Origin of the sequence: Arthrobacter sp. AQ5-05 (assembly GCF_003287975.1) — a bacterium.
Lineage (GTDB): Bacteria > Actinomycetota > Actinomycetes > Actinomycetales > Micrococcaceae > Paeniglutamicibacter.
Genome location: NZ_QMKQ01000006.1, coordinates 84299 through 108769 on the forward strand (window position 1 = coordinate 84299; position 24471 = coordinate 108769).

Below are 24471 nucleotides of genomic sequence, written 5' to 3' on the forward strand. Positions count from 1 at the left end.
CCTGTCTTGGCAGCATTCACGGTGCCACCATGTGCCCGGCCGGCGCTTGCCTCGGTCCGGCGGGAAATACGGCTTCACACTACGACGGCGCGTCAACAAATAATAGTGCCGCCACCGCCGCGACCACTAAGCTTGTTCCATACGCAAACCCACACCTCCCTTTCCAGGAAGCGACGACATGCCACGCATTTCCCGACGTATCGGGTCCATCGCAGAATCAGCCACGCTTGCCGTAGACGCCAAGGCCAAGGCCCTGAAGGCGGCGGGCCGACCCGTCATCGGCTTCGGCGCCGGTGAACCTGACTTCGCCACCCCCGACTACATCGTCGAGGCGGCCGTTGCCGCGGCACGCAACCCCAAGTACCACCGCTACTCCCCCGCCGCCGGCCTGCCCGAGCTGCGTGCAGCCATCGCCCAGAAGACCATGCGCGACTCGGGCTACCAGCTCGACGCCTCGCAGGTCATGGTCACCAACGGCGGCAAGCAGGCCGTGTACAACGCGTTTGCCACGCTGCTGGATCCGGGCGACGAGGTCATCGTGCCGACCCCCTACTGGACCACCTACCCCGAGTCCATCCGCCTGGCCGGCGGTGTCCCGGTCGAGGTGTTCGCGGGCCCGGAGCAGGGTTACAAGGTCACCGTCGACCAGCTCGACGCGGCGGTCACGGACAGGACCAAGGTGCTGCTCTTCGTCTCCCCGTCGAACCCGACCGGCGCGGTGTATTCCCCGGAGCAGGTCGCGGAAATCGGCCGCTGGGCCGCCTCCAAGGACCTGTGGGTCATCACCGACGAAATCTACGAGCACCTGACCTACGACGATGCGGTGTTCACCTCGATCGCCACGGCCGCCCCGGAACTGGGCGACAAGGTCATCGTGCTCAACGGCGTGGCCAAGACCTACGCCATGACCGGTTGGCGCGTGGGATGGATGGCCGGGCCGCTTGACGTCATCAAGGCCGCCACCAACCTGCAGTCGCACTCGACCTCCAACGTCTCGAACATCTCGCAGGTCGCCGCGCTGGCCGCCGTCTCGGGCCCGCTGGATGCGGTCGCCGAGATGCGCACCGCCTTCGACCGCCGCCGCAGGGCCATGGTCTCGGCGCTCAACGCCATCGACGGCGTCAACTGCCCCGTCCCGGAGGGCGCGTTCTACGCGTACTCCGACGTGCGCGCCCTGCTGGGCCGCGAGATCCGCGGCGCGGTCCCCACGACGTCGGCGGCACTGGCCGCACTGATCCTGGAACAGGTCGAGGTGGCGGTGGTGCCGGGCGAGGCGTTCGGCCCGTCGGGCTACATCCGCATGTCCTACGCGCTCGGCGACGAGGACCTGGCCGAGGGCGTCGGCCGCCTGGCCACCCTCCTTGGCGAGGCCAAGTAACCGAACCTGCATGACACAACGAAGGCCGGCGGCAGGATTCCCTTGCGGAATCCTGCCGCCGGCCTTCCTCGTATCCTCTGCCGGGTAGGAACACGTGGGCAGGCTCCCCGGATGCCGTGCGCTGCATGCTGGAGACCCGCCGTCCGGCAAGCCGGGCGGCAAGCGCCCAACCGGCCGAAATGATGTGTGCCCCGGGTGCCACGTTCGCCGTCACATGGCGGTCAGGCTCGGTGCCGAGGCGTCGGGAATGATTTGGAGCCGGGCCCTGCCCCCTGCCCCGGCCCCCGCGTTCAACCGCGCCGACGACAAGGGCCTTGCCGGACGCTCCACGGCCCCTGGCCACGGGACACCCACCGCCAATGAAGGTCCCGTCGACCTCGACAGCCCCCGTGGGTCGCCCATGGGCCGAAGGGTCCACGGCCATGCGGAACCCCTGCAGCATTGTCCAGGGCATCCCATAGCTGCCCAGGCCAGTGGAGTGCGGCGGGGTTTGGGCCGAAAGGCCTTGCTTGGAGACCGTCACCAACCACGCAGCCTCGAACCACAGCTTGAGCGGGGTCCGATTCCCACGGTGAGGCGCTCCTCCGGAATAGCAGGAGGGACCTCCCCGGTCATGAAAGGCAGCGCGAGAGGTGCCTGACCCAGGTACCGGACCACACACCATGGAGGATCATCGTCATGACCACCATCAGCATCATCGGTTCGGGCAACATGGCCTCCGCCATCGGTACCCGGGCAGCGAAGCACGGCCACACCATCGAGCTCATGGGCCGCCAAAGCGCAGGCACTCGCCGACCAGATCGCCAACGGAGCCACCGTCGGCACGTTCGGCGCAAGGCCGGCGGGTGAAATCGTCATCATGGCCGTGACGTACAGCGGTGTGGTTGACGCGGACGCGAACCACGGCGATGGGCTGGCCGGCAAAATCCTCGTCGATATCTCCAACCCGTTCAATGACGACGCCAGCGGGCTGGTGAGCACAAGTTCCGCCGCCCAGCAGATCGCGGCTGCCGCCCCTGGGAGCGCCGATGTCGTGAAGGCCCTGAACACGGTCTTCGGCCACGTTCTGGCCAAGGGCACGCCGCTGGACGCGTTCATCGCGGGCGACAGCGCCGATGCGAAGTCGGTTGTCACGGCGTTCCTGCAGAGCCTGGAACTGCGACCCCTCGGTGCAGCTGGGCTGCAGGCGGCCTCGATCCTCGAGTCGACCGGCCTCCTGCTGATGGGGCTGGCGCGCAATGGCGCCGGCTTCGACGTCGCTTTGGGCGCCGAGGTCCGCTGAGGATTCTCTCCAGCAGCGAACAAGGCCGCGATCGCCCCATGGGAGTACCTTGGGGAAGGGCTTCCACGTCGAACCCGGGATGCCGCGATGCCCGGTGCCAAGTCCTTGGTCGACACTTCAAAAGCCTGGCGTCGGCATCGGGAAAGGCATCAGGATTTGCTCGTCCCGTGGTTTCCCCCGATGACTTGCCACGGGCCCGTCGGCGCAGTGTCGCCAGGCAGGACGCCTCGTAGCCCATGTCCTGCCTGGCGACTCAATGGCAGGAGTGCGACCATTCGCCGGCCTCCAGGCTCAGAGGATCCGGCGGTCCACGGCCCAGCGGGTGAGTTCGTGCCGGTTGGAAAGCTGCAGCTTGCGCAGCACGCTCGAGACGTGGGTCTCGACGGTCTTGACCGAGATGAACAGGTCCTTGGCGACCTCCTTGTAGCTGTAGCCGCGCGCGATCAGGCGCATGACCTCCAGCTCGCGGGCGCTGAGCAGATCCAGGTCCTCGTCGGCGCTGATCGCCGCCTGCGTGCCGAAGGCATCGAGCACGAATCCGGCCAGGCGCGGGGAAAACACCGCGTCTCCGCCCGCCACCCGTGCCACGGCATCGGAGATCTGCGCCCCGGAGATGGACTTGGTGACGTAGCCGCGGGCCCCGGCACGGATCACCGTGACCACGTCCTCGGCGGCATCCGAGACGCTCAGGGCCAGGAAACGGGTTGCCTCGAACAGCTCGGCGCAGCCGGCCAGCACCTCGGCACCGCCGCCGCCGCGCCCCCCGGGCAGGTGCACGTCAAGCAGCACCACGTCGGGCCGCTCGGCGTGGATCACGGCAATCGCTTCCTCCACGGTTGCCGCCTCTCCGGCCACCATGATGCGCGCGTCGAGGTCGGCCTTGAGCCCGGACCTGAAAATGGCGTGGTCATCGACGATGACCACGCGAAGGGTCTCACTCATGTTCTTCTCCCTGGGTGTGTTTCATGGACAGGTGCACCTCGGTGCCGCCTTCCGAACTGCGGATGTCGGCGGATCCGCCATTGCGGTTCATCCGCCCGATGATTGATTCGCGCACGCCCAGCCGGTCCCCGGCCACCTGCGAGAGCTCGAAGCCCGGTCCGCGGTCGCGGATGAAGACGTCCACGCCGTCGTCGCGGGCCTCGACGTACACCGAGACCTCTCCGCCGGCGTGCTTGGCTGCGTTGACCATCGCCTCGCGGGCCGCCTGCAGCAGCGCGTCGTGCCCGGCCAGGCCGCTGCGGGCCCCCACGACGACCACGTCGATGTGCGCGTCGTGGCTGTCCTCGATGCGGGCCGCCTCCCCGCGGATGGCCTGCCCGATGTCGCCCTCGGCGGCCGGGGCCTCGCGGTAGAGCCATTGGCGCAGTTCGCGTTCCTGGGCGCGGGCCAGCCGCATCACCTGGGCGGGGTCGGTGGACCGGCGCTGGATCACGGCCAGGGTCTGGAGCACCGAGTCGTGCAGGTGCGCGGCGATCTCGGCGCGTTCGTCGGCTCGCACCCGCGAGGACCGTTCGGTGGTGTAGTCGCGCCAGAAGCGCAGTGCCCAGGGCAGCAGCACCAGGCCCACGCCGCACAGGACCACGGTGCCCACCAGCAACCCGGAGAACAGCGCCGCCCAGGAGACCGTTCCCGAAAGCAGGAAGACCAGGCCCAGCACCACCAGTGCCACCCCTGCCGCCAACCGGGCCACACCGGAGCGGCGGTCGGCCCCCGCACGGCGGAGCAAGCCCTCGCGCCCGCTGGCATCGAGCTGCGTCCAGGCGGTCACCGCACCGGCAAGGATGATCACCACCGGCCAGATGATGCCCCAGTCGAGGTCCAGGCCCATCAATTGCGCGGACACCAGGCCCGCCAACGCCAGCAGCGCCGCACCGGCCAGGATCTCGCGGTGGGCACCCTGCCGCGCGCTGCGCGGTCCCTCGGCAACCCGGTTCAGCGATTCGGCCAGGGTGGGACGCCGCGGGCCGGCATGAAGCTCTTCCTCGCGGGCCTTGTCCTCGGAGGAGGGCATGAATATCCACAACCAGCCGTAGAGCACGATCCCGGCCCCGCCGGCCAGCACCGCGATGGCCATCAATACGCGGACGGCCCGCAGAGACAGCCCAAGGTGGGCCGCGACCCCCGCGCACACCCCGGCCAGGATGCGTGGTTCCCCACGGACCAGCGCGGGACGGCTCGGTGCTTGTGTCATGCTTCCATCCAAGCACGATTCGGCCCCGCCACGGTGCCGTTCAGGGGTACCCCGGGCCAGGTTCAGGGTTCAATCAGGGCCGACCCCCATGGCGGGGACGCCCGCGACGCGACAGGATTGGAGACATGAACCAAACACCTGTTGAGAATGGATTCTTCCGCTGGGTCCGAGACCTGGGGGTCAACCGCAGCGAACATGCCTGGATCGGCGGCGTGGCGGCCGGGGTCGGCAAGCGCTTCGGCATCGACCCGATCCTGGCCCGGGGCATCCTGCTGGTCTTGTGCCTGTTCGGCGGGGTCGGCCTTGCCGCCTACGGCCTGGCCTGGGCCCTGCTGCCCGGACACGACGGGCGGATCCACCTGCAGGAAGCTGCCCGCGGCCGCTGGTCAAGCGGGATGACCGGTGCCGTGCTGTTCTTCGTCGTCGGCAGCATCGGACGGCCCCTGGCCTTGGACTCCTGGAACTGGGGCGGCTGGTGGGGCGGATGGATCGTCCCCGCCGTCGTCGTGGGACTGGTGCTCTGGCTGGTTTTCTCCCGCCGCCCCGAGGCCCCCGCTTCCCGCCAGGCAGGGTCACCCGGGCCCTTTGGCCCGCAGCCTTCATCCGGGACGCCCGGCCCCGGCGGGCAGGTGCCCTTCGGCCCGCAACCTGAACCCTCCGTTCCGGGTCCCGAAGCGCCGTTCTCCGGCGCCACCCATCCAACACCCGAAAGCAGGGCAACCATGGAGAACAATCCTCCGACAGTCTCCTTCAACACCCCCGGACCTGCTTCCGGGTCGGTACGCGCGGACACCGGGTCGGGCCACACCGGCCCCGCCCCCTACGTCCCGGCTCCGCCGGAGCCCCGCGGGCCCAAGACCCCGCGCCCGCTTCCGTTGCCCGGACACCAGGGGGCGATCGTGCTGGGCATCGCCGCGGTGGTCGGAGGGCTGGTCCTCGGCATGGAAAACCTCGGCTACATCGACCTGGGCCGTTCCACCGCCGCGGTGGCCCTGGCCGCGGCGCTGTTGGTGATCGGCATCGGCGTCGTCGGCGCAGCCGCTTCGCGACGCACCGGTGGCGTGCTGGTCGGGCTCGGCATCCCGGTGCTGATCCTGACGCTGGTGGTCGGCGGCGCATCGGTGACCGCCAACCACCACCCGTCCTGGTTCACGACTTCCGGCATCACGGAGCACAGCGGAAACAACTACGACATCGCCTTCCACAACGGCAGCCTGGATCTGACCGGATACTCCACGATCACGACGGACACCACCGTGAACGTGGACAACGCGTTCAGCAACATGGAGATCATGGTTCCCGGCAACATCCCGGTCATCGTCAACGCCGAGGGCGCCTTCAGCGTCGTGCGGCTGTCCTCCGTGGACACGGCGCAACCCGGCAGCAGCAACCGGCTCAACCCCCAGGCCACCGGCCCCACCCTGACCCTCGAGATCGACGGAGCGTTCAACTCCGTCACCGTCACCCCACAGAAAGCAGCGGTCACGCCATGAGCGAGCACTCCTTGAATGAACACACCGCTTCCGGAACCGAATCCGCACGGTTCCCCATCGGGACCTTGGTTTTCGGACTCATCCTGGTCGTCGTCGCGGCCGCCGTGCTGCTCTCGCTGCTGACCGGCTTCCAGGTCAACGGCGGGCTGCTGGCCATCGGCGTGCTGGTCTTTGCGGGCCTGGCGATGGTCATCGGCGGCATCGCCGCCAGCCGAAGGCACGGCTGAGCCGCCCCTTTCGGCAAAAACCCCAGCACGCTCCACCGCACGAATCCGTGCCAGGCATGAAAGACTTTGACACCATGGACACCTTTTTCAATTCCCTTCGCTCGATCCCGCTCCGCCGCGGCCCCAAGCGCCTGGTCGGCGGCGTCGCCGGCGGCATCGCCGACAAGTTCGGCTGGGACGTCACCCTGGTGCGGATCGGGGTGCTGCTCAGCTTCCTGCTGCCGGTCTTCGGCCTCGGCGCCTACGTGGTCGCCTGGCTGCTGATCCCCAACCAGGACGACACGATCGCCCTGCAGAAGCTGATCCGCTCGGTGGGCTGACGCTTCACCCCTGCATCGCCCAGGGCCATTCCGCCGGGCAGAAACCTCCCCGTGCGGCATGGCCCTGGTGCGTCCACGACACGCCAGGGGCGCGGCGCGCAGGCCCGTTGCCGAGACGGTGGCGGCGTCATGCGGGCGGCGCAGGGCCGACGCGGTGTTGGTCATCACAAGTGTTGCTTGGCTACACTTGTTCTCGGCGAGCTCAACGTCGCGCTCCAACACACAACGCCCGGACCGAGGCAGGTCCCTCGTGGGTGATCGAGCACCAAAAGAATTGAGTGAGCATGCGCATCGGGATCATGACCAGCGGCGGGGACTGCCCCGGGTTGAACGCCGTCATCCGCGGAGCCGTCCTGAACGGCATCAAGAGCTACGACCATGAATTCGTCGGCTTCCGCGACGGCTGGCGCGGGGTCAAGGACGGGGACTTCGTCGACCTCCCCCGCCATGCGGTCCGCGGCATCTCCAAGCAGGGCGGCACCATCCTGGGCACCTCGCGCACCAACGCGTTCGAGGGCGAAAACGGCGGGGCCGCGAACATCGCCGCCACCCTCGAGCGCCTCGGCGTGGACGCGCTGATCGCCATCGGCGGCGAGGGCACCCTGGCCGGGGCCAAGCGGCTGACCGACGCCGGGCTGAAGATCGTCGGGGTTCCCAAGACCATCGACAACGACCTGGACGCCACCGACTACACCTTCGGCTTCGACACCGCCAACCAGATCGCCGTGGAGGCCATCGACCGGCTGCGCACCACCGGCGAGTCCCACCACCGCTGCATGATCGCCGAGGTCATGGGCCGGCACGTGGGCTGGCTGGCGTTGCACTCCGGCATGGCCACCGGCGCGCACGCGATCCTGATCCCCGAGCAGTCCACCACCATGGAGCAGATCTATGCCTGGGTTTCCGAGGCCCACGACCGCGGGCGCGCCCCGCTGGTCGTGGTGGCCGAGGGCTTCGTCCCCGAGGGCGCCGAGGGGGCCTTCTCCGAGCGCGGGCTTGACGCCTTCGGCCGCCCGCGCCTGGGCGGCATCGGCGAGCAGCTGGCCCCGTTCATCGAGGACGCCACCGGCATCGAGACCCGCGCCACGGTGCTCGGGCACATCCAGCGCGGCGGGGTGCCCAGTGCCTTCGACCGCGTGCTGGCCACCCGGCTGGGCATGGCCGCGGTGGATTCGGTGGCCGAGGCCGCCTGGGGCTCGATGGTCTCGCTGCGCGGCACCAAGATCAACCGGGTGCCGTTCCAGGCGGCGCTGAACAACCTCAAGCGCGTCCCGCAGGATCGCTACGACGAGGCGCGGATCCTCTTCGGCTGATGCGCCCGGCGGGCGGGCAGGGCGCAACGCCGCAGCGTTTTGCACGCCGCCGGCGGCGCCCGGGACCGGCGCACCTGCACTAGGCTCGAAACGTGAATCTTGAATTCGGCACCCGTGCCATCATTGCGCTGTCCTGGGCCCGCGAGTTTTCCGTGCCCGACTCGGCTCTGCAACCCGACCGCGCGCCGGTGAGCCTGTTCGTGCCCTCGCTGGGCAGCGACCGCGTGGAGGTGCTGCACCTGGGCGACCACCAGGTGGTCCGCGCACCGGCGGACATCCTGCCGCTGCTGCGCGATGCCAGGGACCAGCGCTTCGTCGATGACCGGTCGCTGCTGGGGCTGCTGCATGCCTCGGGGCTGGCCCCCTCGGTCCGCTCGCTGGGCGTGGACGCGCTGACCTACCTGGACGCGCCGTTCGAGATCGTGGACTCGGAGCACATCACGGTCTCCGTCGATGCGGAGGACCTGGCGGATCTTCGCGGGCAGAGCCCGCGCGACGACGCCTCCTCCACCGAGCTGGCCGGCTGGGACCAATGCTTCGTGCTGTTTTCCGACACCCGGGAGGACCCGGTGGCAGGTGCCGGCTACTGGGCGCCGGGCGGGTTGCTGGCCGACACCACGGTGCTCACGCTGCCGGGGCTGCGTGGCCACGGGCTGGGCAGGTACGCCGCGGCGCTGGCCGTGGACGACGCGTTGTCCGAGGGCCTGGTCCCGCAGGCGCGCATCAAGGAGGGGCAGGACGCCGCCAACGCGCTGGCCACCTCGCTGGGATTCGAGATGGTCGGCTCGCTGATGACCCTGAAGCTGCACAACGGGCTCTAGGGCACGCAAACGGGGCCGGGGGATCTCTCGATCCCCCGGCCCCGTGCGGCGCGTTCCCGCGGCTTTGTCCTGTTTCCCCTTAGTGCGGGGTGCGCAGGAACCCGGTGAAGCGCCCGGCGATCTGCCCGGCATCCGGGCTCACGATGGTTTCCTGCTTCGCGGCGTAGTGTTCCCCGCCGTCCACCACCTCGACGTCGATGTCCGGGTCGATGTTGCGCTTGATGAGGGCCAGGCCGATGGGGCCGGCCTCGAAGTGCGAGGCCACCGAGGTCAACGTGCCCACGGTCTTCTCCCCGATGCGGACCTCCGAGCCCAGGGCCGGCAGCGTGTGCATCGAGCCGTCCAGCTGCAGGAACACCAGCCGGCGCGGGGGCCGGCCGATGTTGTGCACGCGGGCCACGGTCTCCTGGCCCTTGTAGCAGCCCTTGTCCAGGTGGACCGCGGTGCGCAGCAGGTCAAGTTCCTGCGGGATCGTCTTCTCGTCGGTGTCGAAGCCGAAGCGCGGGCGCCAGGCGGCGATGCGCAGCGCCTCCACCGCGAGCATCCCGGCCAGCGGCAGGTCCCCGACGGCGGTTTCCAGTTCCTCGGCCGGCACGATGTACTCGAACCACGGGCGCTCGGCACCGGGGTGCCCGGGCGCGGAGTAGGCGTAGCCGCCCTCGGTGACGCCGGGCCACGGATCGACCCACACCGGGTATTTTTCCAGCGCCGGCTGCACCGCGCACGCCCCCAGGATCGCGAACCGCCCGGAGACGTCGGTGATCTCCACGCGCAGCATGAAGCGCATGCGCGTCAGGAACGCGACCAGCGGTTCGGCCTGGCCCGGTTCCACCAGCAGCCAGAGCTTGTCGTCATCGGCCAGCACGCGGATGTCGAATTCGATGCGGCCCTGCACGGTGAGCAACAGCGTCTGGGTGCTCTGTCCCGGGAGCAGTCCGGTCACCGCCTGGCTGGAAAGCGTGTTGAGCCAGGACAGCCGGTCCTCGCCGGCCAGGGTCACCACCTCGAAGTGGGACATGTCGGCCACCGCGGCGCCGTTGGACAGCGCGCGTTGTTCCTTGTTCAGTTCCCCGTAGTGGGCTGCCGTGCCCGCGTCGATCCCTGATCCGGCGACTGCGCCGGGTCGTGACAATAACGGCGAATTCGCCATGGTCATCCCTGTTTCTTGAGGGCGGCCGACGCGTGGGCCTTCAGGTCGTTGCCGCCGGTGGATACATCCCAGCGCCAGAACAGGTCGCCGTTGACCAGCCCGTAGATCCGGGTGGCCGAGGCGTAGTCCTTGGCGTTGGTGCCGCGCATCACCAGATCCGTGGCCAGGTGGATCTGCGGGCCCTTGATGACCCCGTAGTAAAGTTCGGAGATCGCCCCGGGGTGCGCGATGTTGACCTGGATCTTGAACCCGCCCTCGTCGCTGCGCAGGTCCTCGACGTCCTGGGCCGAGCGAAGTGCCGGCACCACGTCGCCGGGCACCATGCCCGGGCCGAGGTCGGCTTCGACCATGGGGCGTTCCAGCGACCAGAAACCGGTCTCGACCGTGAGCGGGCGCAACGTGTTGCCCTGCTCGTCGGTGATCCAGGTTTCGGACCGGTATTCCAGGAACGGCAGGCCGTTCTGGGTGAAGCTCACGCGCTGGAGGAAGTGTTCGTCGTCGGCCTCCCCCTCGCCGAGGCGGCCGGTTCCTTCCCAGGAGCCGATCAGCCACGACAGCGGCACCAGCTCGGGGGTCAGGTCGGTGGGAATCTCAATGGCCATCGTGTGTGCTTCTTTGCCGCTGGGGGTGGCTTACTTCTGGCCCTTGAAGAGGCGCGCGACCACGAGCCCGGCGAAGCCGGCCATGCCCAGGCCCGCGAGGGTCAGCAGGGAGAGGAAGAAAATTTCAAGTCCAAGGTATTCGTTCATGCCACCATCCTAACCGCTTCGGGCCGGCGGTTGCCTCTTTCATGACGCCAGCCACGCATTGGGGGCCACACGCCGCAGCCGCTAGAGCAGCAGCAACAACACGTACCAGGTGACGGATCCGCATACCAGCAGCGGGGCCAGCGCCGCGGCCGCCATCTGGCCGGTTCCCTTCGGTCCGCCCAGCGAGACCAGCATGGCCCGCGAGCCGACGACCACCAGCCCGCACGCGGCTCCCAGCACCAGCGCCGGGGCCAGCTGGACCTGCGGGTGGAGCATGCTCGCGGCCCCGCCGGCCAGCACTGCCAGCACGAATCCCAGCGGGAAGACGATGCGGTCCGGCAGCCGAAGCACCCCGGGCACCGCGGCGGCCAGGATGCTGATCCCGGCCATCAGTGCCACCGAGCGCCAAGCCGGTTCGGTGCCCAGCACCGCCCAGCCGGATCCGAAGGCGGCGATCAGCAGTCCGACGATGCCCACGGCGGCCGATTCCAGGCGCTTGGTGGCATCGGTGCCGCGCACCAGCTGGGTGAGGAACACCAGGATGACGCCGGCCGCCAGGGCCGGTGCCACCCAGCCCAGCGAGGGCCGCGGAGGGGCCCACAGGCCCAGCACCGTCGACCCGGCGCCCACCAGGAAGATCACCACGGACACCGGGAGCGGGGCCGAGAGCTTCATGAGCCGCGGCCAGCCGAGCGCGAAGGCGGCAATCAGCACCAGGGTCATAGCGGCCAGCGGCCAGTTGGTCGCGCCTTCCAGCTGGCCGGGCAGGTAGCTGGCCACGACAAGCAGTGCCAGGGCAATGGTTCCGGTGGCCAAAACTTTGAGTCTCACAGGTTACATCCTGCCTTAACCACCGCCTTCGGCCCCCATTCGGGAGCGGGTGCGGTGCGCGTGTTGCGCGCACCGAAACATGTTCGAAACCCGTCGCAATCTATACTTCATCTTGTAAGCACCGTTTGTCCCCTTTCGGTGCGCCGCGCAGGCGGCGCCGCACGGGGACCCGGCAACCCAAGCACAAAGGGGGAGGTCCCGATGGCGATCATCGCGCTGCTGACCAACACCCCCGGCACCTCCGCCCAGATCGTACCGTCGCTGGAGCTGCTCTCCCACCAGGTCCGGGTGCTGCCGGCCTCCGGCTCCGCGCTGCTGGCCGCCGACGGCGCCGAGGTCGTGCTGGTGGACGGGCGCAAGGACCTGGCCGCCTCCCGCACGCTGTGCCAGCTGCTGCGCACCACCGGCGTCTCGGCCCCGCTGCTGCTGGTGCTCACCGAGGGCGGGATGGCGGCGATCTCCGCGTCCTGGCAGGTCGACGACGTGCTGCTTGACACCGCCGGGCCCGCCGAGGTCGAGGCGCGGCTGCGCCTGGCCATCGCCCGCTCGGCACCCGCCGCGGGAACCACCGGCGCGCCCATCCGCGCCGCCGGGGTCATCATCGACGAGGCCAGCTACACCGCCAAGGTCCACGGCACCCCGCTGAACCTCACCTACAAGGAATTCGAGCTGCTCAAGTACCTGGCGGCGCACCCGGGGCGGGTCTTCACCCGCGAGCAACTGCTGCACGAGGTCTGGGGCTACGACTACTACGGGGGGACCCGGACGGTGGACGTGCACGTGCGCCGGCTGCGCGCCAAGCTGGGCACCGACCACGAGCAGCTCATCGGCACGGTGCGCAACGTCGGCTACCGCTTTGCCTCGGCACGCCACGAAAACACCGAGGTCATCGACGCGTAGGCGCCGCTGCGGCTATCTTAGGGATATGAACGCCGCACCGAATCCCGAAGTCAGCATCCACGTCGTCACCGGCACCCCGAACCCCGAGGTGCTCTCCGAGCTGCATGCACTGGTGGCTGCGGGCGAGGAAGCAGACGGCAACCCTCCGCTGAGCGAACAGACGCTTCTCGACCTGCGCACGCCGTCGGCCTCCGGGCTGCTGGTGGGTGCCTACGCCTACCTGGGCCAGGACGACGACACCGTGTCCACCGACCTGGTCGGCGCCGCTGTCGCGGTGCACGGGACCGGCGGGGAACCGGGCACGCTGGAAATGGTCGTGCACCCCTCCTTCCGCGATTCGGGGATCGCCGGGTCGCTGGTCGCCGCCCTGGGAAAAAACACCAAGCTGGGCACGCTGCGCGCCTGGGCGCACGGGAACCACGAGGCCGCCGCCAAGCTGGCCGAACGCTTCGGCTACACCCCGGTGCGCGAGCTGTGGCGCATGCGCATGGTCGCCGGCACCCGGGTCCCCGCCGCCATCGTCCCGGCCGGCATCACCATCCGCGCCTTCAACCCGGACACCGACCCCGCAGGCTGGGTCGCGGCCAACGCGGCGGCCTTCGCCCACCACCCCGAACAGGGGGCGCTGACGCTCGAGGACCTGGCCTCGCGCATGGCCGAGGACTGGTTCGACCCCGCCGGGTTCCTGCTGGCCGTGGACGAAGCCGGGAAGATCCTGGGCTTCCACTGGACCAAGGTGCACCCGGCGCTGTCCTCGCCCACCACCGGCGAGCACCAGGCCATCGGGGAGATCTACGTGGTCGGGGTGGTCCCCGAGGCGCAGGGCACCGGCCTGGGCAAGGTGCTCACGCTGGCGGGCATCGAGTACCTGGACTCCCTGGGCCTGGATGCGCTGATGCTCTACGTGGATGCGGACAACGCCCCGGCGGTTTCGCTCTACCGGAAACTGGGCTTCACCAAGTGGGATGTCGACGTCATGTACGCCCCGGCTTCGGTAAGCTAGAGAGCGACGCAAGGCCGCGTGCCCGTTCCACGGCCCGCCGTGAAAAGCACGCACCACCACCACCATTTCACGCTAGGGGCAACGCTCATGGATTCGCACCCACCCACCTCCTCCCTGGGCATCACCGACGTCCCGGCGGCCCGCGCCACCCAGGACCGGATCGAGCTGCCCGACTTCGCGCCCTCGCCGATCCCGGACGGCGACTTCGCCGACGACAGGTTCCTGGACCGCGAGCTGAGCTGGCTGCACTTCAACGCCCGGGTGCTGGAGCTGGCCGAGGATGCGGAAATGCACCTGCTGGAGCGGGTCAACTTCCTGTCGATCTTCGCCTCGAACCTGGACGAATTCTTCATGGTCCGGGTCGCGGGCCTCAAGCGCCGCATCGCCACCGGCCTGGCGGTGCCCTCGGCGGCCGGGATGAGCCCCATCGACCAGCTGGAAATGCTGCTGGGCGACGCGCACGCACTGCAGCTGCGCCACGCGCAGGTCTTCGCCGACCAGGTCCGCCCCGCCCTGGAAAAAGAGCAGATCCTGCTGGTGTGCTGGGAGGAGCTCGATGAGCGCGCCCGCGAGGAGCTGCACCGCTGGTTCATCGACCAGGTCTTCCCGATCCTCACCCCGCTGGCCGTGGACCCCGCCCACCCCTTCCCCTACATCTCCGGGCTCTCGCTGAACCTGGCCGTGGTGGTCCGCAACCCGGTGACCGGCAAGGAGCTCTTCGCCCGGCTGAAGGTCCCGGACACCATGGCGCGGCTGATCTCGGTCGACGGGCCGCGCGCCGGGAACTCGGCGGGCCGGGTGGCGCGCTTCATCACGCTCGAGGACGTGATCGCGGTGCACCTGGAGCACCTGTTCCCGGGCATGGACATCGTCGAGCACCACTTCTTCCGCGTCACCCGCAACGAGGACCTCGAGGTCGAGGAGGACGATGCGGAGAACCTGCTCCAGGCCCTGGAGAAGGAGCTGCTGCGCCGCCGCTTCGGCCCGCCGGTGCGCCTTGAGGTCGTCGACGACATCAACCCCAACATCCGTGCGCTGCTGGTGCGCGAGCTGGGCATCGAGGACGACGAGGTCTTCGCGCTTCCGGCCCCGCTGGATCTGCGCGGCCTGGGCGTGATCGCCAACATCGACCGCTCCGATTTGCACTTCCCCAAGCACCTGGCGCACACCTCGCGCTTCCTCAACGAGTCCGAGACCTCCAAGGCCGCCAACGTGTTTGCGGCGATGCGAAGGCGCGACATCCTGCTGCACCACCCCTACGACTCCTTCTCCACCTCCGTCCAGGCGTTCCTGGAGCAGGCGGCCAACGACCCCAAGGTCATGGCCATCAAGCAGACCCTGTACCGCACGTCCGGCGATTCGCCGATCGTTGACGCATTGATCGACGCAGCCGAGTCCGGCAAGCAGGTGTTGGCGCTGGTGGAGATCAAGGCGCGCTTCGACGAGCAGGCCAACATCTCCTGGGCCCGGAAGCTGGAGCAGGCCGGGGTGCACGTGGTCTACGGGATCGTGGGCCTGAAAACCCACTCCAAGCTCTCCCTGGTGATCCGCCGCGAGGGCGAGCGGCTGCGCCGCTACTGCCACATCGGCACCGGCAACTACCACCCGCGCACGGCCCGCTACTACGAGGACCTGGGCCTGCTGACTTCCGACGACGCGGTCGGCGAGGACCTCTCCAGGTTGTTCAACCAGCTCTCGGGCTACGCGCCGCGCTCCACCTTCAAGCGCCTGCTGGTGGCCCCGCGCTCGCTGCGTTCGGGGCTGATCGACAGGATCGAGGCGGAGATCGCCAACCGCAAGGCGGGCCTGGCGGCCCGGGTGGTCATCAAGGTCAACTCGATGGTCGACGAGGCAGTCATCGACGCGCTCTACCGCGCCTCGCAGGCAGGGGTGCAGGTGGACGTGATCGTGCGCGGGATCTGCGCACTGCGCCCGGGCGTGCCGGGGCTGAGCGAGAACATCCGGGTGCGTTCGGTGCTGGGCCGCTTCCTGGAGCACTCGCGGGTGTTCATGTTCGCCAACGCCGGGGAACCGGTGGTGTACATCGGCTCGGCCGACATGATGCACCGGAACCTGGACCGCCGTGTCGAGGCCCTGGTGTCGCTGAGCAGCCGCGAGGACACCGCCGAGCTGGTCGCGTTGCTGGACCGCTACATGGATCCGGGCACCGCCAGCTGGCACCTGGATGCCGAGGGGCAGTGGACCCGGCACCACAAGGACCAAGACGGCGCGCCGCTGGAAGACATCCAGTCGTGGCTGATCGAGTCGCGCACCCGCCAGCGGACCGTGGTCAGGCGCTAGGGGCGTGCATTTCGTGCGTTCAAGTGATTCGGAGCCCATCCGCACCGGCGACTTCGCGGTGCGGGCGGCCGGGGCCCTGGTCTGGCGGGTCAACGGCGGCGGGCTCGAGGTCCTGATGATCCACCGGGACCGGTACGACGACTGGTCCTGGCCCAAGGGCAAGCTCGACCCCGGGGAGACACTGCCCGAGTGCGCAACCCGCGAGGTCTTCGAGGAGGTCGGGCTGGACATCGTGCTGGGCATCCCGCTGCCGGCGATGACCTACCAGGTGGGTTCCCGGGCCAAGGTCGTGTACTACTGGGCCGCGAAGTTCCCGGGCACCGCGCCGGTCCCGGACGGGAAGGAAACCGACGCGGTGCGCTGGGCCACCCCGAAGATGGCCCGCTCCTGGCTGACCAACCCCGGGGACCTGGAGCCGATGGAGGCACTGGTCGCCGCGCACCGGGCCGGGATGCTGGACACCCACCCCTTTGTGGTGGTGCGCCATGCCAAGGCCAAGCCGCGCTCCAACTGGACCCGCGAGGAGGGCAAGCGCCCGCTGGCGGCCACCGGACAGCGGCAGGCGCTTGCCGTGGCCCGGCTGCTGGGTTCCTGGCGGCCGGCCAAGGTTGCGTCCAGCCCGTGGACCCGTTGCGTGCAGACCGTCGCGCCCTATGTGAAGCAGCACCGCTTCATCGTGAAGATGCTGCCGTCGATCACCGAGCACGAGGCCAAGCGCCGCCCGGAAAAGGCCCAGCGCGCCATTGCCAAGCTGCTGGACAAGCGCCGCGCGCAGGCGGTGTGCACGCACCGACCGGTGCTGCCGCTGGTGCTTTCCGAGCTGCGCGGCAGGATGGATTCGGGGCTGGCCGCCTTCCTGCCCGAACTGGACCCGTTCCTGCGCCCCGGGGCGCTCGTCGTGGTCCACCAACCGGTCTCTGGCAAGCGCAAACTCGTATCCGTGGAAGTTTACGACGCGTTTGAGGACTAGCCTGCACCCTTCGCGGTAGTCTCTAGGTAGGTGCCCGAATGCGCGGTGCCCCGGTTGTGTTTTTCACGGCTCAACGGTTCAAGGAGTGCATCATGGCCCGACACGATTCCCCACCAGTCCACGGCAACGCCGGGGAGAAGATCGCGCACCAGGGGTTGCGGCTGGACCACGACGAGGACCGCGGCCGCTACAGCCTGTGGCACGGCGCGACCTACGTGGGATTCCTGGGCTACAGCGTCGAGGGCGAGGTGGCCACGTTGCAGCACACCATCATCAACGAGGAGTACGGCCGCCGCGGTTATGCCCGTGCGCTGGTGACCCTGGTCCTCGAGGACATGCGTGCCCGCAAGCTGAAGATCGTCCCGGAGTGCTCCTATGTGCAGGACTACCTGCGCCGCTACCCGGAGTACAACGACCTGCTGGTCTGAGCCCCTACGGCAGCCATTCGGCCGCGGCCGGGGAAACCGCCCCGCGGACCGGGACTTTGTCTCAATGTGTTGATACATTGATACAAAGTTCCAAGCAGAGGGGTCCCCCATGATGGGTGCGTTGACAACCATCGGTTCCGGCCTGGCCATCTCGGCGGCGCTGATCTATGTGCTGCTGCGCTTCCTGGTCGCCGAACCCAGCGCGTCCAACGCCACCGCCGCGATCTCGCGCCACGCCTTCTGGACCGCGCTGATCGCGTTCCTTGCCTCGGGCACCGCCGGGCTGTCCAACCTGTGGGCCAACCCCGGAGAAGACCTGTTCAGGGAGACCGGCTCCGCGAGCACCAGCTTCCCGACGCTGGTCATGCATGCCGCCGCTCCCGGGCTCTGGCTGGGCATCGTCTACGTGCTGGGCCAGTTCACCTGGCCGCGGCATCTCAAGCCGGTGCGCGCCGCCTCGCTGGAGGTGCGCCGGCTCAAGACCCTCGTCCCGAGGTTCCTGGCCGGATTCCTGCTGCTGTGCACCGCGATCAGCACCGTGCTCATCATCGTGGCCTGGAACGATTCCGGGGCACCGGACCGGAGGGGCAACGAGTCTTCAACCGGCATGGAACTGCCGATCTACGACGGGGACACCGACGAATACGGCAATCCGCTCGACGAGGACGGGAACCCGGTGGACCTCGACTACCCGGAGGACTACATCACCCGCGCCGAGGCCGACGCCGCAGCCAACGAGCCGACAATCTGGCCCATCACCGGAACCCGGCCCGGCGACGTCGTGGGCCCGTACCTGCTCGGCGGGCTCGGGCTGGTGCTGCTCGGTTCCCTGGGTGCCGCCACAGCGGTCGTCCACCGCCCGCCGCTGGATTCCCTGGGCCCCGAGGACAACGCGGTGCTGCGCGCCATCTGGATCAACCGGCTGCTGCGCACCACGATCCTCGCCGTCACCGGCTTCGGCATCGCCGCCCTGGGCTACGTCACCGAGGGCATGCGGGCCCGCGCCGACTGGGGCCTGACCCTCGGAGACGCCGGTTCCCCCTTCGATTCGACAGCCCAGGACCAGGCCAACGCGATGAACGGCATCGCAACGATCTGGATGCTGCTGGTGCTGGTGCTCATCGTGGCCTTCGGGCCGCCCAAGCTGGAGCCTTCGGCCTCGTTCACCGGCCTTCGGCCCGGAGCGCCGTCCGCGTCGTTTGCCAAGGCCCGGGATTTCCTCCTGCTGGCCCAGGGCGCCTCGATCCTCGCCGTGGCGATACTGGGGTCGATCCCGGCCTGGACCGCATCATCCTCATCCAGCGGCCAGGTGTGGGAGATCGTGGACGAGAACGGGGACGAGATCCACCGCCTGGTCTCATCCGACGGGCCCTCGCGGTTGGACGATCTGGGCGGCTACGCCGCCGGGATGTTGCTGGTCATCGCCGGATACTTCCTGGTCCAGACACTGGCAGCCTGGATCGTGTCCCGCCGGCTTGGCAGCGGTGTTCCCCTCGATCGGCCGCGCACCGACCTGCTGCCCACCTGGTTTGTGGTCGTGCTGTGCCTGGCCGCGACCACGGGCGTGGCCAGCATCGCCACGTTCCTGCTCACCGGCCCGCCGGCGCTTGCCGCAGCGGCCTGGTGGATGCTGGGCATCCTGCTGCTGGCCGCAGCGCTCGCCTGGGGCTTGTACCGCATGGCCGCACGCCGACCGTTGCTCCGCGGGGCCGGCGGCGTCGAAGACCACCAGCTGCGCGTCCTTGTTGCCCAGCGCGGGGCCCGCACCTTCGGCGGGGCCTCGTTCATCATCGCGGGAATCCTGGTCACCCCCGGCTACTGGGTCTCGACCGACTTCGGCTATGTGGCGGGCTCGTTCCAGGACCCGGCTCCCTCCGGCTTCCAGATCGTCTGCCTCGTGCTCGGTGTGGTCCTGTGCCTGCTGCCGGCGTCCACCGCCTACCGCCCTGCGCTGCTTCACACCCCGGACCCAAGCCTGGGCAACCATTGAGTGCCCTGGTCACCGTCGACCTGCGCGACGCCACTCCCCCGTTCGAACAGATCCGCACGCAGATCGCCTCGCTGATCGCCGTGGGGCAGCTGGCCGACGGCTCGCGCCTGCCCACCGTCCGGGCCCTGGCCTCGGACCTCGGCGTGGCCACCGGAACCGTGGCCCGCGCCTACAAGGAGCTCGAGGCACTGGGACTGATCGAGTCCCGGCGCAGGCTCGGCACCGTGGTGACCCACACCCCGTCGGGCAGCAAGCTGGAAGCCGAGGCGGACATCCAGCTGCGGATCACCGAACTCATCGCCGCCTCCCGGGCCGCCGGCATCGAGGACGGCACCTTGCTCGCGCTGCTCCAGGGGCGGTTGCGGGCCACCGGGCGGGCCTGATTCCGGGCGGCAACGCAAGGGCGCGGGAGCATCCGCGATCCTGCCGGCCGCCTGTCCCTTCGTGGTGATCATGAGCGCATTTCCGGTGTTCGGGGCAGTCGTTTCCGCCTGACCCGCCCGCCCGCGGTTAGACTGATGCGGTGACGATTCAAACCCCGTATGAAGACCTGCTGCGTGACGTCCTGGCCCATGGCACCGCCAAGGGAGACCGGACCGGCACCGGAACCTCGAGCGTCTTTGGCCGACAAATGCGCTTTGACCTCTCCGAATCCTTCCCGCTGATCACCACCAAGCGGGTGCACTTCAAATCCGTGGCCGTGGAGCTGCTGTGGTTCCTGCGCGGGGACTCGAACACCTCGTTCCTGCGCGAGAACGGCGTGAAGATCTGGGACGAGTGGGCCGACGAGAACGGCGAGCTCGGACCGGTCTACGGGGTGCAGTGGCGCTCCTGGCCCACCGCGGACGGACGGCACATCGACCAGATTTCGCAGGTCGTGGATTCGCTGCGCAAGAACCCGGATTCGCGCCGGCACATCGTCTCGGCCTGGAACGTCGCCGAGATCGAGAACATGGCGCTGCCGCCCTGCCACGCGTTCTTCCAGTTCTACGTGGCCGACGGCAAGCTTTCCTGCCAGCTCTACCAGCGCAGCGCCGACATGTTCCTGGGCGTTCCCTTCAACATCGCCTCCTACGCGCTGCTGACCTGCATGATGGCCGACCAGCTCGGCCTGCAACGCGGCGAGTTCATCTGGACCGGCGGGGACACCCACATCTACGACAACCACCTGGAGCAGGTCAAGGAGCAGCTCACCCGCGAGCCGTACCCTTACCCGCGTCTGCGCATCACGCGCACCCCCGATTCGATCTTCGACTACACGCTCGAGGACTTCGTGATCGAGGACTACCAACACCACCCGACGATTAAGGCCCCCATCGCCGTATGAGCAACCCAAACCAAGGCGCCGGACACCGCGCCGAAACCACCGCACCCGAACGCATCGGCATGATCTGGGCCGAGGCCGCGGACGGCATCATCGGCGCCAACGGCACCATGCCCTGGTCCCTGCCCGAGGACCTGGCCCATTTCAAGGCCACCACCATCGGCCACCCGGTGATCATGGGCCGCAAGACCTGGGAGTCGTTCCCGGAAAAGTTCCGCCCGCTGCCCGGGCGCACCAACATCGTGATCACCCGCGATGGAACACGCCACGCGGCGCTGCGCAGTGCAGGAGCGGTGCCCGTCGCCACCGCCGGGGAAGCCCTGAAGGCCGCCCGCGCGGCCGAGGGCGCCGAAGAGATCTGGGTCATCGGCGGCGGCGAGATCTACTCGATGTTCGCCGGCCATGCCCACCTGGCTGTCAAGACCGTCATCAACGCCTCCCCGAAGGGCGACACCCGGGCCCCGGCACTGAATGGCGGCTGGAGCAAGTCGCTCTCGGAACCGGAGGCCGGATGGCTCACCGCTGCCAACGGCACGCAGTACCGCGTCGAGGCGTGGGAGCAGAAGGCATGAAGGACGCCATCAACGCGCTGAAGACCAGCCCCGAGGGACTCTTTGTGCTCGGCTACATGCTCTTCCCGCTCTTCGCACTGATCCTTGCCGGGCTGGGCCTGTTCATGGTCCTGACCGGCTCCAAGATCATGGGTCTGGTGCTGTTGTTGGTCTTCACCCAGGTCTTCGCGTTCGGCTCGCTGAAGCTGGTGGGCATGCGCAAGGCGCTGCTGGCCGGGCAGGACGACGGCCCGGGCAAGTGAGCCACGCCCCCGGGGCACCCCGGCGGCCCGAACAGCCCAACCCGCCCGGCCGGCCCCGCAAGAGCATGTTCAAGTACTACGATCCCGAGCGCATCGAACGCGACAAGGCCGTGGTCCTGGCCCATGAACTGACCGTCGCCCGGGGCGAAAACCGCCGGCTGGTGCGCACCACCGACGGGGAGCTTTTCAGTTACCTGGCCGAAGAGATCGGTTTCACCACCGGCGGCGCCGGGCCGAAGATCACCACCGGGCCGGGCATGCTCTTTGGCGCGACCCTGTTCTGGATCGCGGTCCCGGCCCTGGGAATCTTCATCCTCGCGGGGCCGCCGGGCATCACGCCCGGGGAATTGGCGGGACTGGTTTTTGCCGAACTGTTCATGATCGCCGGCGGCTGGTACTTCACGCACCTGGGCCGCGCCGAGCATCGCGCCCGGAAGCTGCGCAAGGCCCGCGGCCTGCCCAAGCCGCTGCTGGGTGCACCCCTGGACCTGCCCTGAGCGCGGGGACGGCGCACTGCGTAACCGAATCCGCGTGCGGGGCCTTCACCCCTTAAGCTTGAACCATGACTTCTTCCGTTGGCTTTGTCGGTTACCGCGGCATGGTCGGCTCCGTCCTGATGCAACGCATGCAGGACGAGGGCGACTTCGCGAACCTCGACCCCGTGTTCTTTTCCACCTCCAACGCCGGCGGCGCGGCCCCGGCCTTCGCCGAGGGCGCACCCGCATTGCAGGACGCCTACGACCTGGACACCCTGGCCAAGCTGCCGATCATCGTCACCGCCCAGGGCGGGGACTACACTTCGGCGGTCCACGGGGATTTGCGCAAGCGCGGCTGGGACGGCCTGTGGATCGATGCGGCCTCCACGCTGCGCATGAACGACGACTCGGTGATCGTGCTTGACCCGGTCAACCGCAACGTCATCGACACGTCGCTGGCCGGCGGCACCAGGGACTTCGTGGGCGGCAACTGCACGGTCTCGTGCATGCTCATGGGCCTGGGCGGGCTGTTCACCAACGGGCTGGTCGAGTGGGGAACCTCGATGACCTACCAGGCTGCCTCCGGCGGCGGCGCCCGGCACATGCGCGAGCTGCTGACCCAGTTCGGCGACATCAACAGCCACGTCGCCTCCGAGCTCGACGACCCGGCCTCCGCGATCCTGGAGATCGACCGCAAGGTCCTCGCCGCGCAGCGCGGCGGCCTGGACGCCACCCAGTTCGGCGTGCCGCTGGCCGGCTCGCTGATCCCGTGGATCGACGCGGATCTGGGCAACGGGCAGTCCAAGGAGGAGTGGAAGGCCGGGGTCGAGACCAACAAGATCCTGGGCAACACCGAGGCCAACAAGGTCGTCGTGGACGGTCTGTGCGTGCGCATCGGCGCCATGCGCTCACATTCCCAGGCGCTGACGCTCAAGCTCACCGAGGACCTGTCGGTCGCGGAGATCGAAAAGCTCTTGGCCGAGGACAACCAGTGGGCCAAGGTCGTGCCGAACACCAAGGACGCCACGGTCGACGCACTGACCCCGGTTGCCGCCTCCGGCACCCTGGACATCCCGGTGGGACGCATCCGCAAGCTGGAGATGGGTCCGAAGTACATCTCCGCCTTCACCGTGGGCGACCAGCTGCTCTGGGGCGCGGCCGAGCCGCTGCGCCGCATGCTGGCCATCGCGCAGGGCCGCCTCTAGGCACGCCGCACGGGCCGGTCCCGGCCGCCGTTCCCCTGCTGGGGGCGGCGGCCGGGGCCGGCCTTTTGCGTGCCACCGGCCCGCGGCCTTCCGGTCGGCCGCGGCCGCGTTCCGTTCCCTCCATCCATGGCCCTAGCTGCTGCGGAATTCCAGGTACGCCTCGATGCGCGCGGCAACCTGTGCGGCGCGCGCGGGGCTCCCCTCGCCCGACCCGCGCGCAGGTCCCGCCGCCGGCCCGGTTCCCTCCCCGGCGCCGAAGGGCACGAAGCGCCCCCGCCGCTGCTTGCCGGTGGCGGCCAGTTCCCAGGTGCCGACGGTTTGGCCTCCGGCGGCCACGGTGCGCAGGAAGATCCCGTTCTTCCCCGGGGTCACCGCCTGCACATGCTCCTGGGGCAGGGTCGCGGAGCGGTCCTTGTAGCCGAGCACGAACTCGTCGAACCCCGGAAGCGCCAGCACGCTGCGCGCCCCGGGCGGGTGCTCCCAGCGTTTTGCGTGTGCGGCGGCGAAATGGTGCGCGACCCCGCCCAGTTCGCGGCTGCCCAGCACCCCTGCCAGGTCCGCGACAGCGGCACGCACGGGCGTCAGCGGAATGCCGAGCCACCAGGCGCAATCGGCGACGGTGGCCGGGCCGTGGGACTCGAAGTAGGTGCGCACCAGCAATTTCAGCGCCCTGCGCGCGTCGGGCACCTCGGCCCCGGCCCGGATCCAGGACCCGGCGGCCATGAACAGCTGCCGGGTCTCGCTGCCGGGCTCCATGGGGCCCTGGACGATGCCCCCGTGCAGGCTCGCGGCCACGATCAGGTGGTAGCCGCGCTGCCCGGCGATGCTTGAGCCGGACGCGGCAAAGGCGTCAAGCAACTCCGTGCGCGTGGCACCCGCCCCGGCGCAGCGCTCGCGCGCCACCTCGGCCAGGCGCGCGATTTCCGGTGCGGTGATGTCTTCCTGCGCCCGGGTGGCGGCCATCTTCGCGTTCATCCGCGGTGCCGTCACGCTCATGAGCCTGCCGTGCAGCGCCGGGTCGATGAGCATCAACGTGCCGCGGGCGCCCCAGCAACGGATGACCGAACCGTCCGTCAGGGCCGCATGGATGTCGCTGAGCCCGGCACCGGGCAGCCGCACGCCCACCGCCCAGCACACCTGGGGCAGGTCCTGGGCCTGCATCATGCCCAGCGCGGCGACCACTTGCTGCGGCGTGGTGGCCGGCGCATCCAGGGTGGCCGGAGGAACACCCCGCAGCAGCCCCTGCGCGGCCAGGCGCAGGCGGGCGACGGCGGTGGTGCGTGGGGTTCCGGGTGCCATGGT

At 69.2% G+C, this 24471-nt stretch carries 26 protein-coding genes; 20 read left to right on the forward strand and 6 right to left on the reverse strand.

Annotated features, from left to right (window positions below; all coding sequences use genetic code 11):
• The first annotated feature begins 178 nt into the window (after nucleotides 1–178).
• The 3 genes from DQ353_RS08100 (at nucleotide 179) to DQ353_RS08105 (ending at nucleotide 2660) form a co-directional block, all read left to right on the forward strand.
• Nucleotides 179–1378, forward strand: coding sequence for a pyridoxal phosphate-dependent aminotransferase (locus tag DQ353_RS08100; protein ID WP_113762254.1), 1200 nt, complete (start codon nucleotides 179–181; stop codon nucleotides 1376–1378).
• 678 nt (nucleotides 1379–2056) lie between these two features.
• Nucleotides 2057–2227, forward strand: a complete 171-nt coding sequence (locus DQ353_RS22230) for an NAD(P)-binding domain-containing protein (RefSeq protein WP_286166681.1) — start codon at nucleotides 2057–2059, stop codon at nucleotides 2225–2227.
• 10 nt (nucleotides 2228–2237) lie between these two features.
• Nucleotides 2238–2660 carry an NAD(P)-binding domain-containing protein gene (locus DQ353_RS08105; protein ID WP_286166682.1) on the forward strand — a complete coding sequence of 141 codons (423 nt, stop codon included), beginning with the start codon at nucleotides 2238–2240 and terminating at the stop codon, nucleotides 2658–2660.
• 291 nt (nucleotides 2661–2951) lie between these two features.
• Here the strand turns inward: DQ353_RS08105 and DQ353_RS08110 are convergent, their stop codons facing one another.
• Both DQ353_RS08110 and DQ353_RS08115 read right to left on the reverse strand, forming a co-directional pair.
• A complete protein-coding gene (locus DQ353_RS08110; RefSeq protein ID WP_113762255.1) occupies nucleotides 2952–3602 on the reverse strand; it encodes a LuxR C-terminal-related transcriptional regulator in 651 nt (216 codons plus the stop codon).
• Nucleotides 3595–4854, reverse strand: coding sequence for an ATP-binding protein (locus tag DQ353_RS08115; RefSeq protein WP_113762256.1), 1260 nt, complete (start codon nucleotides 4852–4854; stop codon nucleotides 3595–3597). The genes DQ353_RS08110 and DQ353_RS08115 overlap by 8 nt, the downstream gene beginning before the upstream one ends.
• Nucleotides 4855–4979: 125 nt before the next feature.
• On the opposite strand from DQ353_RS08115, the gene DQ353_RS08120 reads away from it, so the two are divergent.
• The 5 genes from DQ353_RS08120 to DQ353_RS08140 all read left to right on the forward strand — a co-directional run bounded on the left by DQ353_RS08120 (nucleotide 4980) and on the right by DQ353_RS08140 (nucleotide 9028).
• Nucleotides 4980–6347, forward strand: a complete 1368-nt coding sequence (locus DQ353_RS08120; protein WP_113762257.1) for a PspC domain-containing protein — start codon at nucleotides 4980–4982, stop codon at nucleotides 6345–6347.
• Nucleotides 6344–6574: a hypothetical protein gene (locus tag DQ353_RS08125; protein WP_113762258.1), complete on the forward strand. Its 231-nt coding sequence runs from the start codon at nucleotides 6344–6346 to the stop codon at nucleotides 6572–6574. Before DQ353_RS08120 ends, DQ353_RS08125 begins: the two co-directional genes overlap by 4 nt.
• 74 nt (nucleotides 6575–6648) lie before the next feature.
• Nucleotides 6649–6894 (forward strand): PspC domain-containing protein, encoded by a 246-nt coding sequence (locus DQ353_RS08130; protein WP_113762328.1) that lies wholly within the window; start codon nucleotides 6649–6651, stop codon nucleotides 6892–6894.
• A 284-nt stretch (nucleotides 6895–7178) separates the two neighbouring features.
• Nucleotides 7179–8207, forward strand: a complete 1029-nt coding sequence (locus tag DQ353_RS08135; RefSeq protein WP_113762259.1) for a 6-phosphofructokinase — start codon at nucleotides 7179–7181, stop codon at nucleotides 8205–8207.
• A 92-nt stretch (nucleotides 8208–8299) separates the two neighbouring features.
• Nucleotides 8300–9028: a GNAT family N-acetyltransferase gene (locus DQ353_RS08140; protein ID WP_113762260.1), complete on the forward strand. Its 729-nt coding sequence runs from the start codon at nucleotides 8300–8302 to the stop codon at nucleotides 9026–9028.
• 79 nt (nucleotides 9029–9107) lie between these two features.
• Here the strand turns inward: DQ353_RS08140 and ygfZ are convergent, their stop codons facing one another.
• From ygfZ to DQ353_RS08155, 3 genes are all read right to left on the reverse strand, one after another.
• Nucleotides 9108–10184 (reverse strand): CAF17-like 4Fe-4S cluster assembly/insertion protein YgfZ, encoded by a 1077-nt coding sequence (gene ygfZ, locus DQ353_RS08145; RefSeq protein WP_113762261.1) that lies wholly within the window; start codon nucleotides 10182–10184, stop codon nucleotides 9108–9110.
• Nucleotides 10181–10780, reverse strand: a complete 600-nt coding sequence (locus tag DQ353_RS08150; protein WP_113762262.1) for a heme-binding beta-barrel domain-containing protein — start codon at nucleotides 10778–10780, stop codon at nucleotides 10181–10183. Before DQ353_RS08150 ends, ygfZ begins: the two co-directional genes overlap by 4 nt.
• Before the next feature lie 228 nt (nucleotides 10781–11008).
• Nucleotides 11009–11758: a hypothetical protein gene (locus tag DQ353_RS08155; protein ID WP_146755222.1), complete on the reverse strand. Its 750-nt coding sequence runs from the start codon at nucleotides 11756–11758 to the stop codon at nucleotides 11009–11011.
• A gap of 201 nt (nucleotides 11759–11959) precedes the next feature.
• On the opposite strand from DQ353_RS08155, the gene DQ353_RS08160 reads away from it, so the two are divergent.
• From DQ353_RS08160 to asd, 12 genes are all read left to right on the forward strand, one after another.
• Nucleotides 11960–12658, forward strand: coding sequence for a winged helix-turn-helix transcriptional regulator (locus DQ353_RS08160; protein ID WP_113762264.1), 699 nt, complete (start codon nucleotides 11960–11962; stop codon nucleotides 12656–12658).
• Between the two features lie 25 nt (nucleotides 12659–12683).
• On the forward strand, nucleotides 12684–13661 hold the full coding sequence (gene mshD, locus DQ353_RS08165; protein ID WP_113762265.1) for a mycothiol synthase: 978 nt from the start codon (nucleotides 12684–12686) through the stop codon (nucleotides 13659–13661).
• Nucleotides 13662–13748: 87 nt separating this feature from the next.
• Complete coding sequence (locus tag DQ353_RS08170) at nucleotides 13749–15962, forward strand: RNA degradosome polyphosphate kinase (protein WP_113762266.1); 2214 nt, start codon at nucleotides 13749–13751, stop codon at nucleotides 15960–15962.
• Between the two features lie 4 nt (nucleotides 15963–15966).
• Nucleotides 15967–16932 carry an NUDIX hydrolase gene (locus tag DQ353_RS08175; protein ID WP_113762267.1) on the forward strand — a complete coding sequence of 322 codons (966 nt, stop codon included), beginning with the start codon at nucleotides 15967–15969 and terminating at the stop codon, nucleotides 16930–16932.
• Nucleotides 16933–17024: 92 nt separating this feature from the next.
• Nucleotides 17025–17360, forward strand: coding sequence for a GNAT family N-acetyltransferase (locus DQ353_RS08180; protein ID WP_113762329.1), 336 nt, complete (start codon nucleotides 17025–17027; stop codon nucleotides 17358–17360).
• A 121-nt stretch (nucleotides 17361–17481) separates the two neighbouring features.
• Complete coding sequence (locus DQ353_RS08185; protein WP_220093987.1) at nucleotides 17482–19350, forward strand: hypothetical protein; 1869 nt, start codon at nucleotides 17482–17484, stop codon at nucleotides 19348–19350.
• The gene (locus DQ353_RS08190; RefSeq protein ID WP_113762269.1) at nucleotides 19347–19733 is read left to right on the forward strand and encodes a GntR family transcriptional regulator; all 387 of its coding nucleotides are present in this window, start codon (nucleotides 19347–19349) and stop codon (nucleotides 19731–19733) included. The genes DQ353_RS08185 and DQ353_RS08190 overlap by 4 nt, the downstream gene beginning before the upstream one ends.
• 140 nt (nucleotides 19734–19873) lie before the next feature.
• Nucleotides 19874–20677, forward strand: coding sequence for a thymidylate synthase (locus DQ353_RS08195; RefSeq protein WP_113762270.1), 804 nt, complete (start codon nucleotides 19874–19876; stop codon nucleotides 20675–20677).
• A 59-nt stretch (nucleotides 20678–20736) separates the two neighbouring features.
• Complete coding sequence (locus tag DQ353_RS08200) at nucleotides 20737–21246, forward strand: dihydrofolate reductase (RefSeq protein ID WP_502696388.1); 510 nt, start codon at nucleotides 20737–20739, stop codon at nucleotides 21244–21246.
• On the forward strand, nucleotides 21243–21488 hold the full coding sequence (locus DQ353_RS08205) for an NF038396 family protein (protein WP_181578296.1): 246 nt from the start codon (nucleotides 21243–21245) through the stop codon (nucleotides 21486–21488). The genes DQ353_RS08200 and DQ353_RS08205 overlap by 4 nt, the downstream gene beginning before the upstream one ends.
• On the forward strand, nucleotides 21485–21985 hold the full coding sequence (locus DQ353_RS08210; protein ID WP_146755223.1) for a hypothetical protein: 501 nt from the start codon (nucleotides 21485–21487) through the stop codon (nucleotides 21983–21985). Before DQ353_RS08205 ends, DQ353_RS08210 begins: the two co-directional genes overlap by 4 nt.
• A 65-nt stretch (nucleotides 21986–22050) precedes the next feature.
• On the forward strand, nucleotides 22051–23169 hold the full coding sequence (gene asd / locus DQ353_RS08215; protein WP_113762273.1) for an aspartate-semialdehyde dehydrogenase: 1119 nt from the start codon (nucleotides 22051–22053) through the stop codon (nucleotides 23167–23169).
• Nucleotides 23170–23301: 132 nt separating this feature from the next.
• On the opposite strand, the gene DQ353_RS08220 is transcribed toward asd, so the two are convergent.
• Nucleotides 23302–24468 (reverse strand): winged helix DNA-binding domain-containing protein, encoded by a 1167-nt coding sequence (locus tag DQ353_RS08220; protein WP_113762274.1) that lies wholly within the window; start codon nucleotides 24466–24468, stop codon nucleotides 23302–23304.
• Nucleotides 24469–24471 lie beyond the last annotated feature (3 nt).

Excerpts from the sequence above, each read along its gene's own strand:
- DQ353_RS08100 (WP_113762254.1), top strand. The coding sequence starts at position 179 with ATGCCACGCATTTCCCGACGTATCGGGTCCATCGCAGAATCAGCCACG.
- DQ353_RS22230 (WP_286166681.1), top strand. The coding sequence starts at position 2,057 with ATGACCACCATCAGCATCATCGGTTCGGGCAACATGGCCTCCGCCATC.
- DQ353_RS08105 (WP_286166682.1), top strand. The coding sequence starts at position 2,238 with ATGGCCGTGACGTACAGCGGTGTGGTTGACGCGGACGCGAACCACGGC.
- DQ353_RS08110 (WP_113762255.1), bottom strand. The coding sequence starts at position 3,602 with ATGAGTGAGACCCTTCGCGTGGTCATCGTCGATGACCACGCCATTTTC.
- DQ353_RS08115 (WP_113762256.1), bottom strand. The coding sequence starts at position 4,854 with ATGACACAAGCACCGAGCCGTCCCGCGCTGGTCCGTGGGGAACCACGC.
- DQ353_RS08120 (WP_113762257.1), top strand. The coding sequence starts at position 4,980 with ATGAACCAAACACCTGTTGAGAATGGATTCTTCCGCTGGGTCCGAGAC.
- DQ353_RS08125 (WP_113762258.1), top strand. The coding sequence starts at position 6,344 with ATGAGCGAGCACTCCTTGAATGAACACACCGCTTCCGGAACCGAATCC.
- DQ353_RS08130 (WP_113762328.1), top strand. The coding sequence starts at position 6,649 with ATGGACACCTTTTTCAATTCCCTTCGCTCGATCCCGCTCCGCCGCGGC.
- DQ353_RS08135 (WP_113762259.1), top strand. The coding sequence starts at position 7,179 with ATGCGCATCGGGATCATGACCAGCGGCGGGGACTGCCCCGGGTTGAAC.
- ygfZ (WP_113762261.1), bottom strand. The coding sequence starts at position 10,184 with ATGACCATGGCGAATTCGCCGTTATTGTCACGACCCGGCGCAGTCGCC.
- DQ353_RS08150 (WP_113762262.1), bottom strand. The coding sequence starts at position 10,780 with ATGGCCATTGAGATTCCCACCGACCTGACCCCCGAGCTGGTGCCGCTG.
- DQ353_RS08160 (WP_113762264.1), top strand. The coding sequence starts at position 11,960 with ATGGCGATCATCGCGCTGCTGACCAACACCCCCGGCACCTCCGCCCAG.
- mshD (WP_113762265.1), top strand. The coding sequence starts at position 12,684 with ATGAACGCCGCACCGAATCCCGAAGTCAGCATCCACGTCGTCACCGGC.
- DQ353_RS08170 (WP_113762266.1), top strand. The coding sequence starts at position 13,749 with ATGGATTCGCACCCACCCACCTCCTCCCTGGGCATCACCGACGTCCCG.
- DQ353_RS08180 (WP_113762329.1), top strand. The coding sequence starts at position 17,025 with ATGGCCCGACACGATTCCCCACCAGTCCACGGCAACGCCGGGGAGAAG.
- DQ353_RS08200 (WP_502696388.1), top strand. The coding sequence starts at position 20,737 with ATGATCTGGGCCGAGGCCGCGGACGGCATCATCGGCGCCAACGGCACC.
- DQ353_RS08205 (WP_181578296.1), top strand. The coding sequence starts at position 21,243 with ATGAAGGACGCCATCAACGCGCTGAAGACCAGCCCCGAGGGACTCTTT.
- asd (WP_113762273.1), top strand. The coding sequence starts at position 22,051 with ATGACTTCTTCCGTTGGCTTTGTCGGTTACCGCGGCATGGTCGGCTCC.
- DQ353_RS08220 (WP_113762274.1), bottom strand. The coding sequence starts at position 24,468 with ATGGCACCCGGAACCCCACGCACCACCGCCGTCGCCCGCCTGCGCCTG.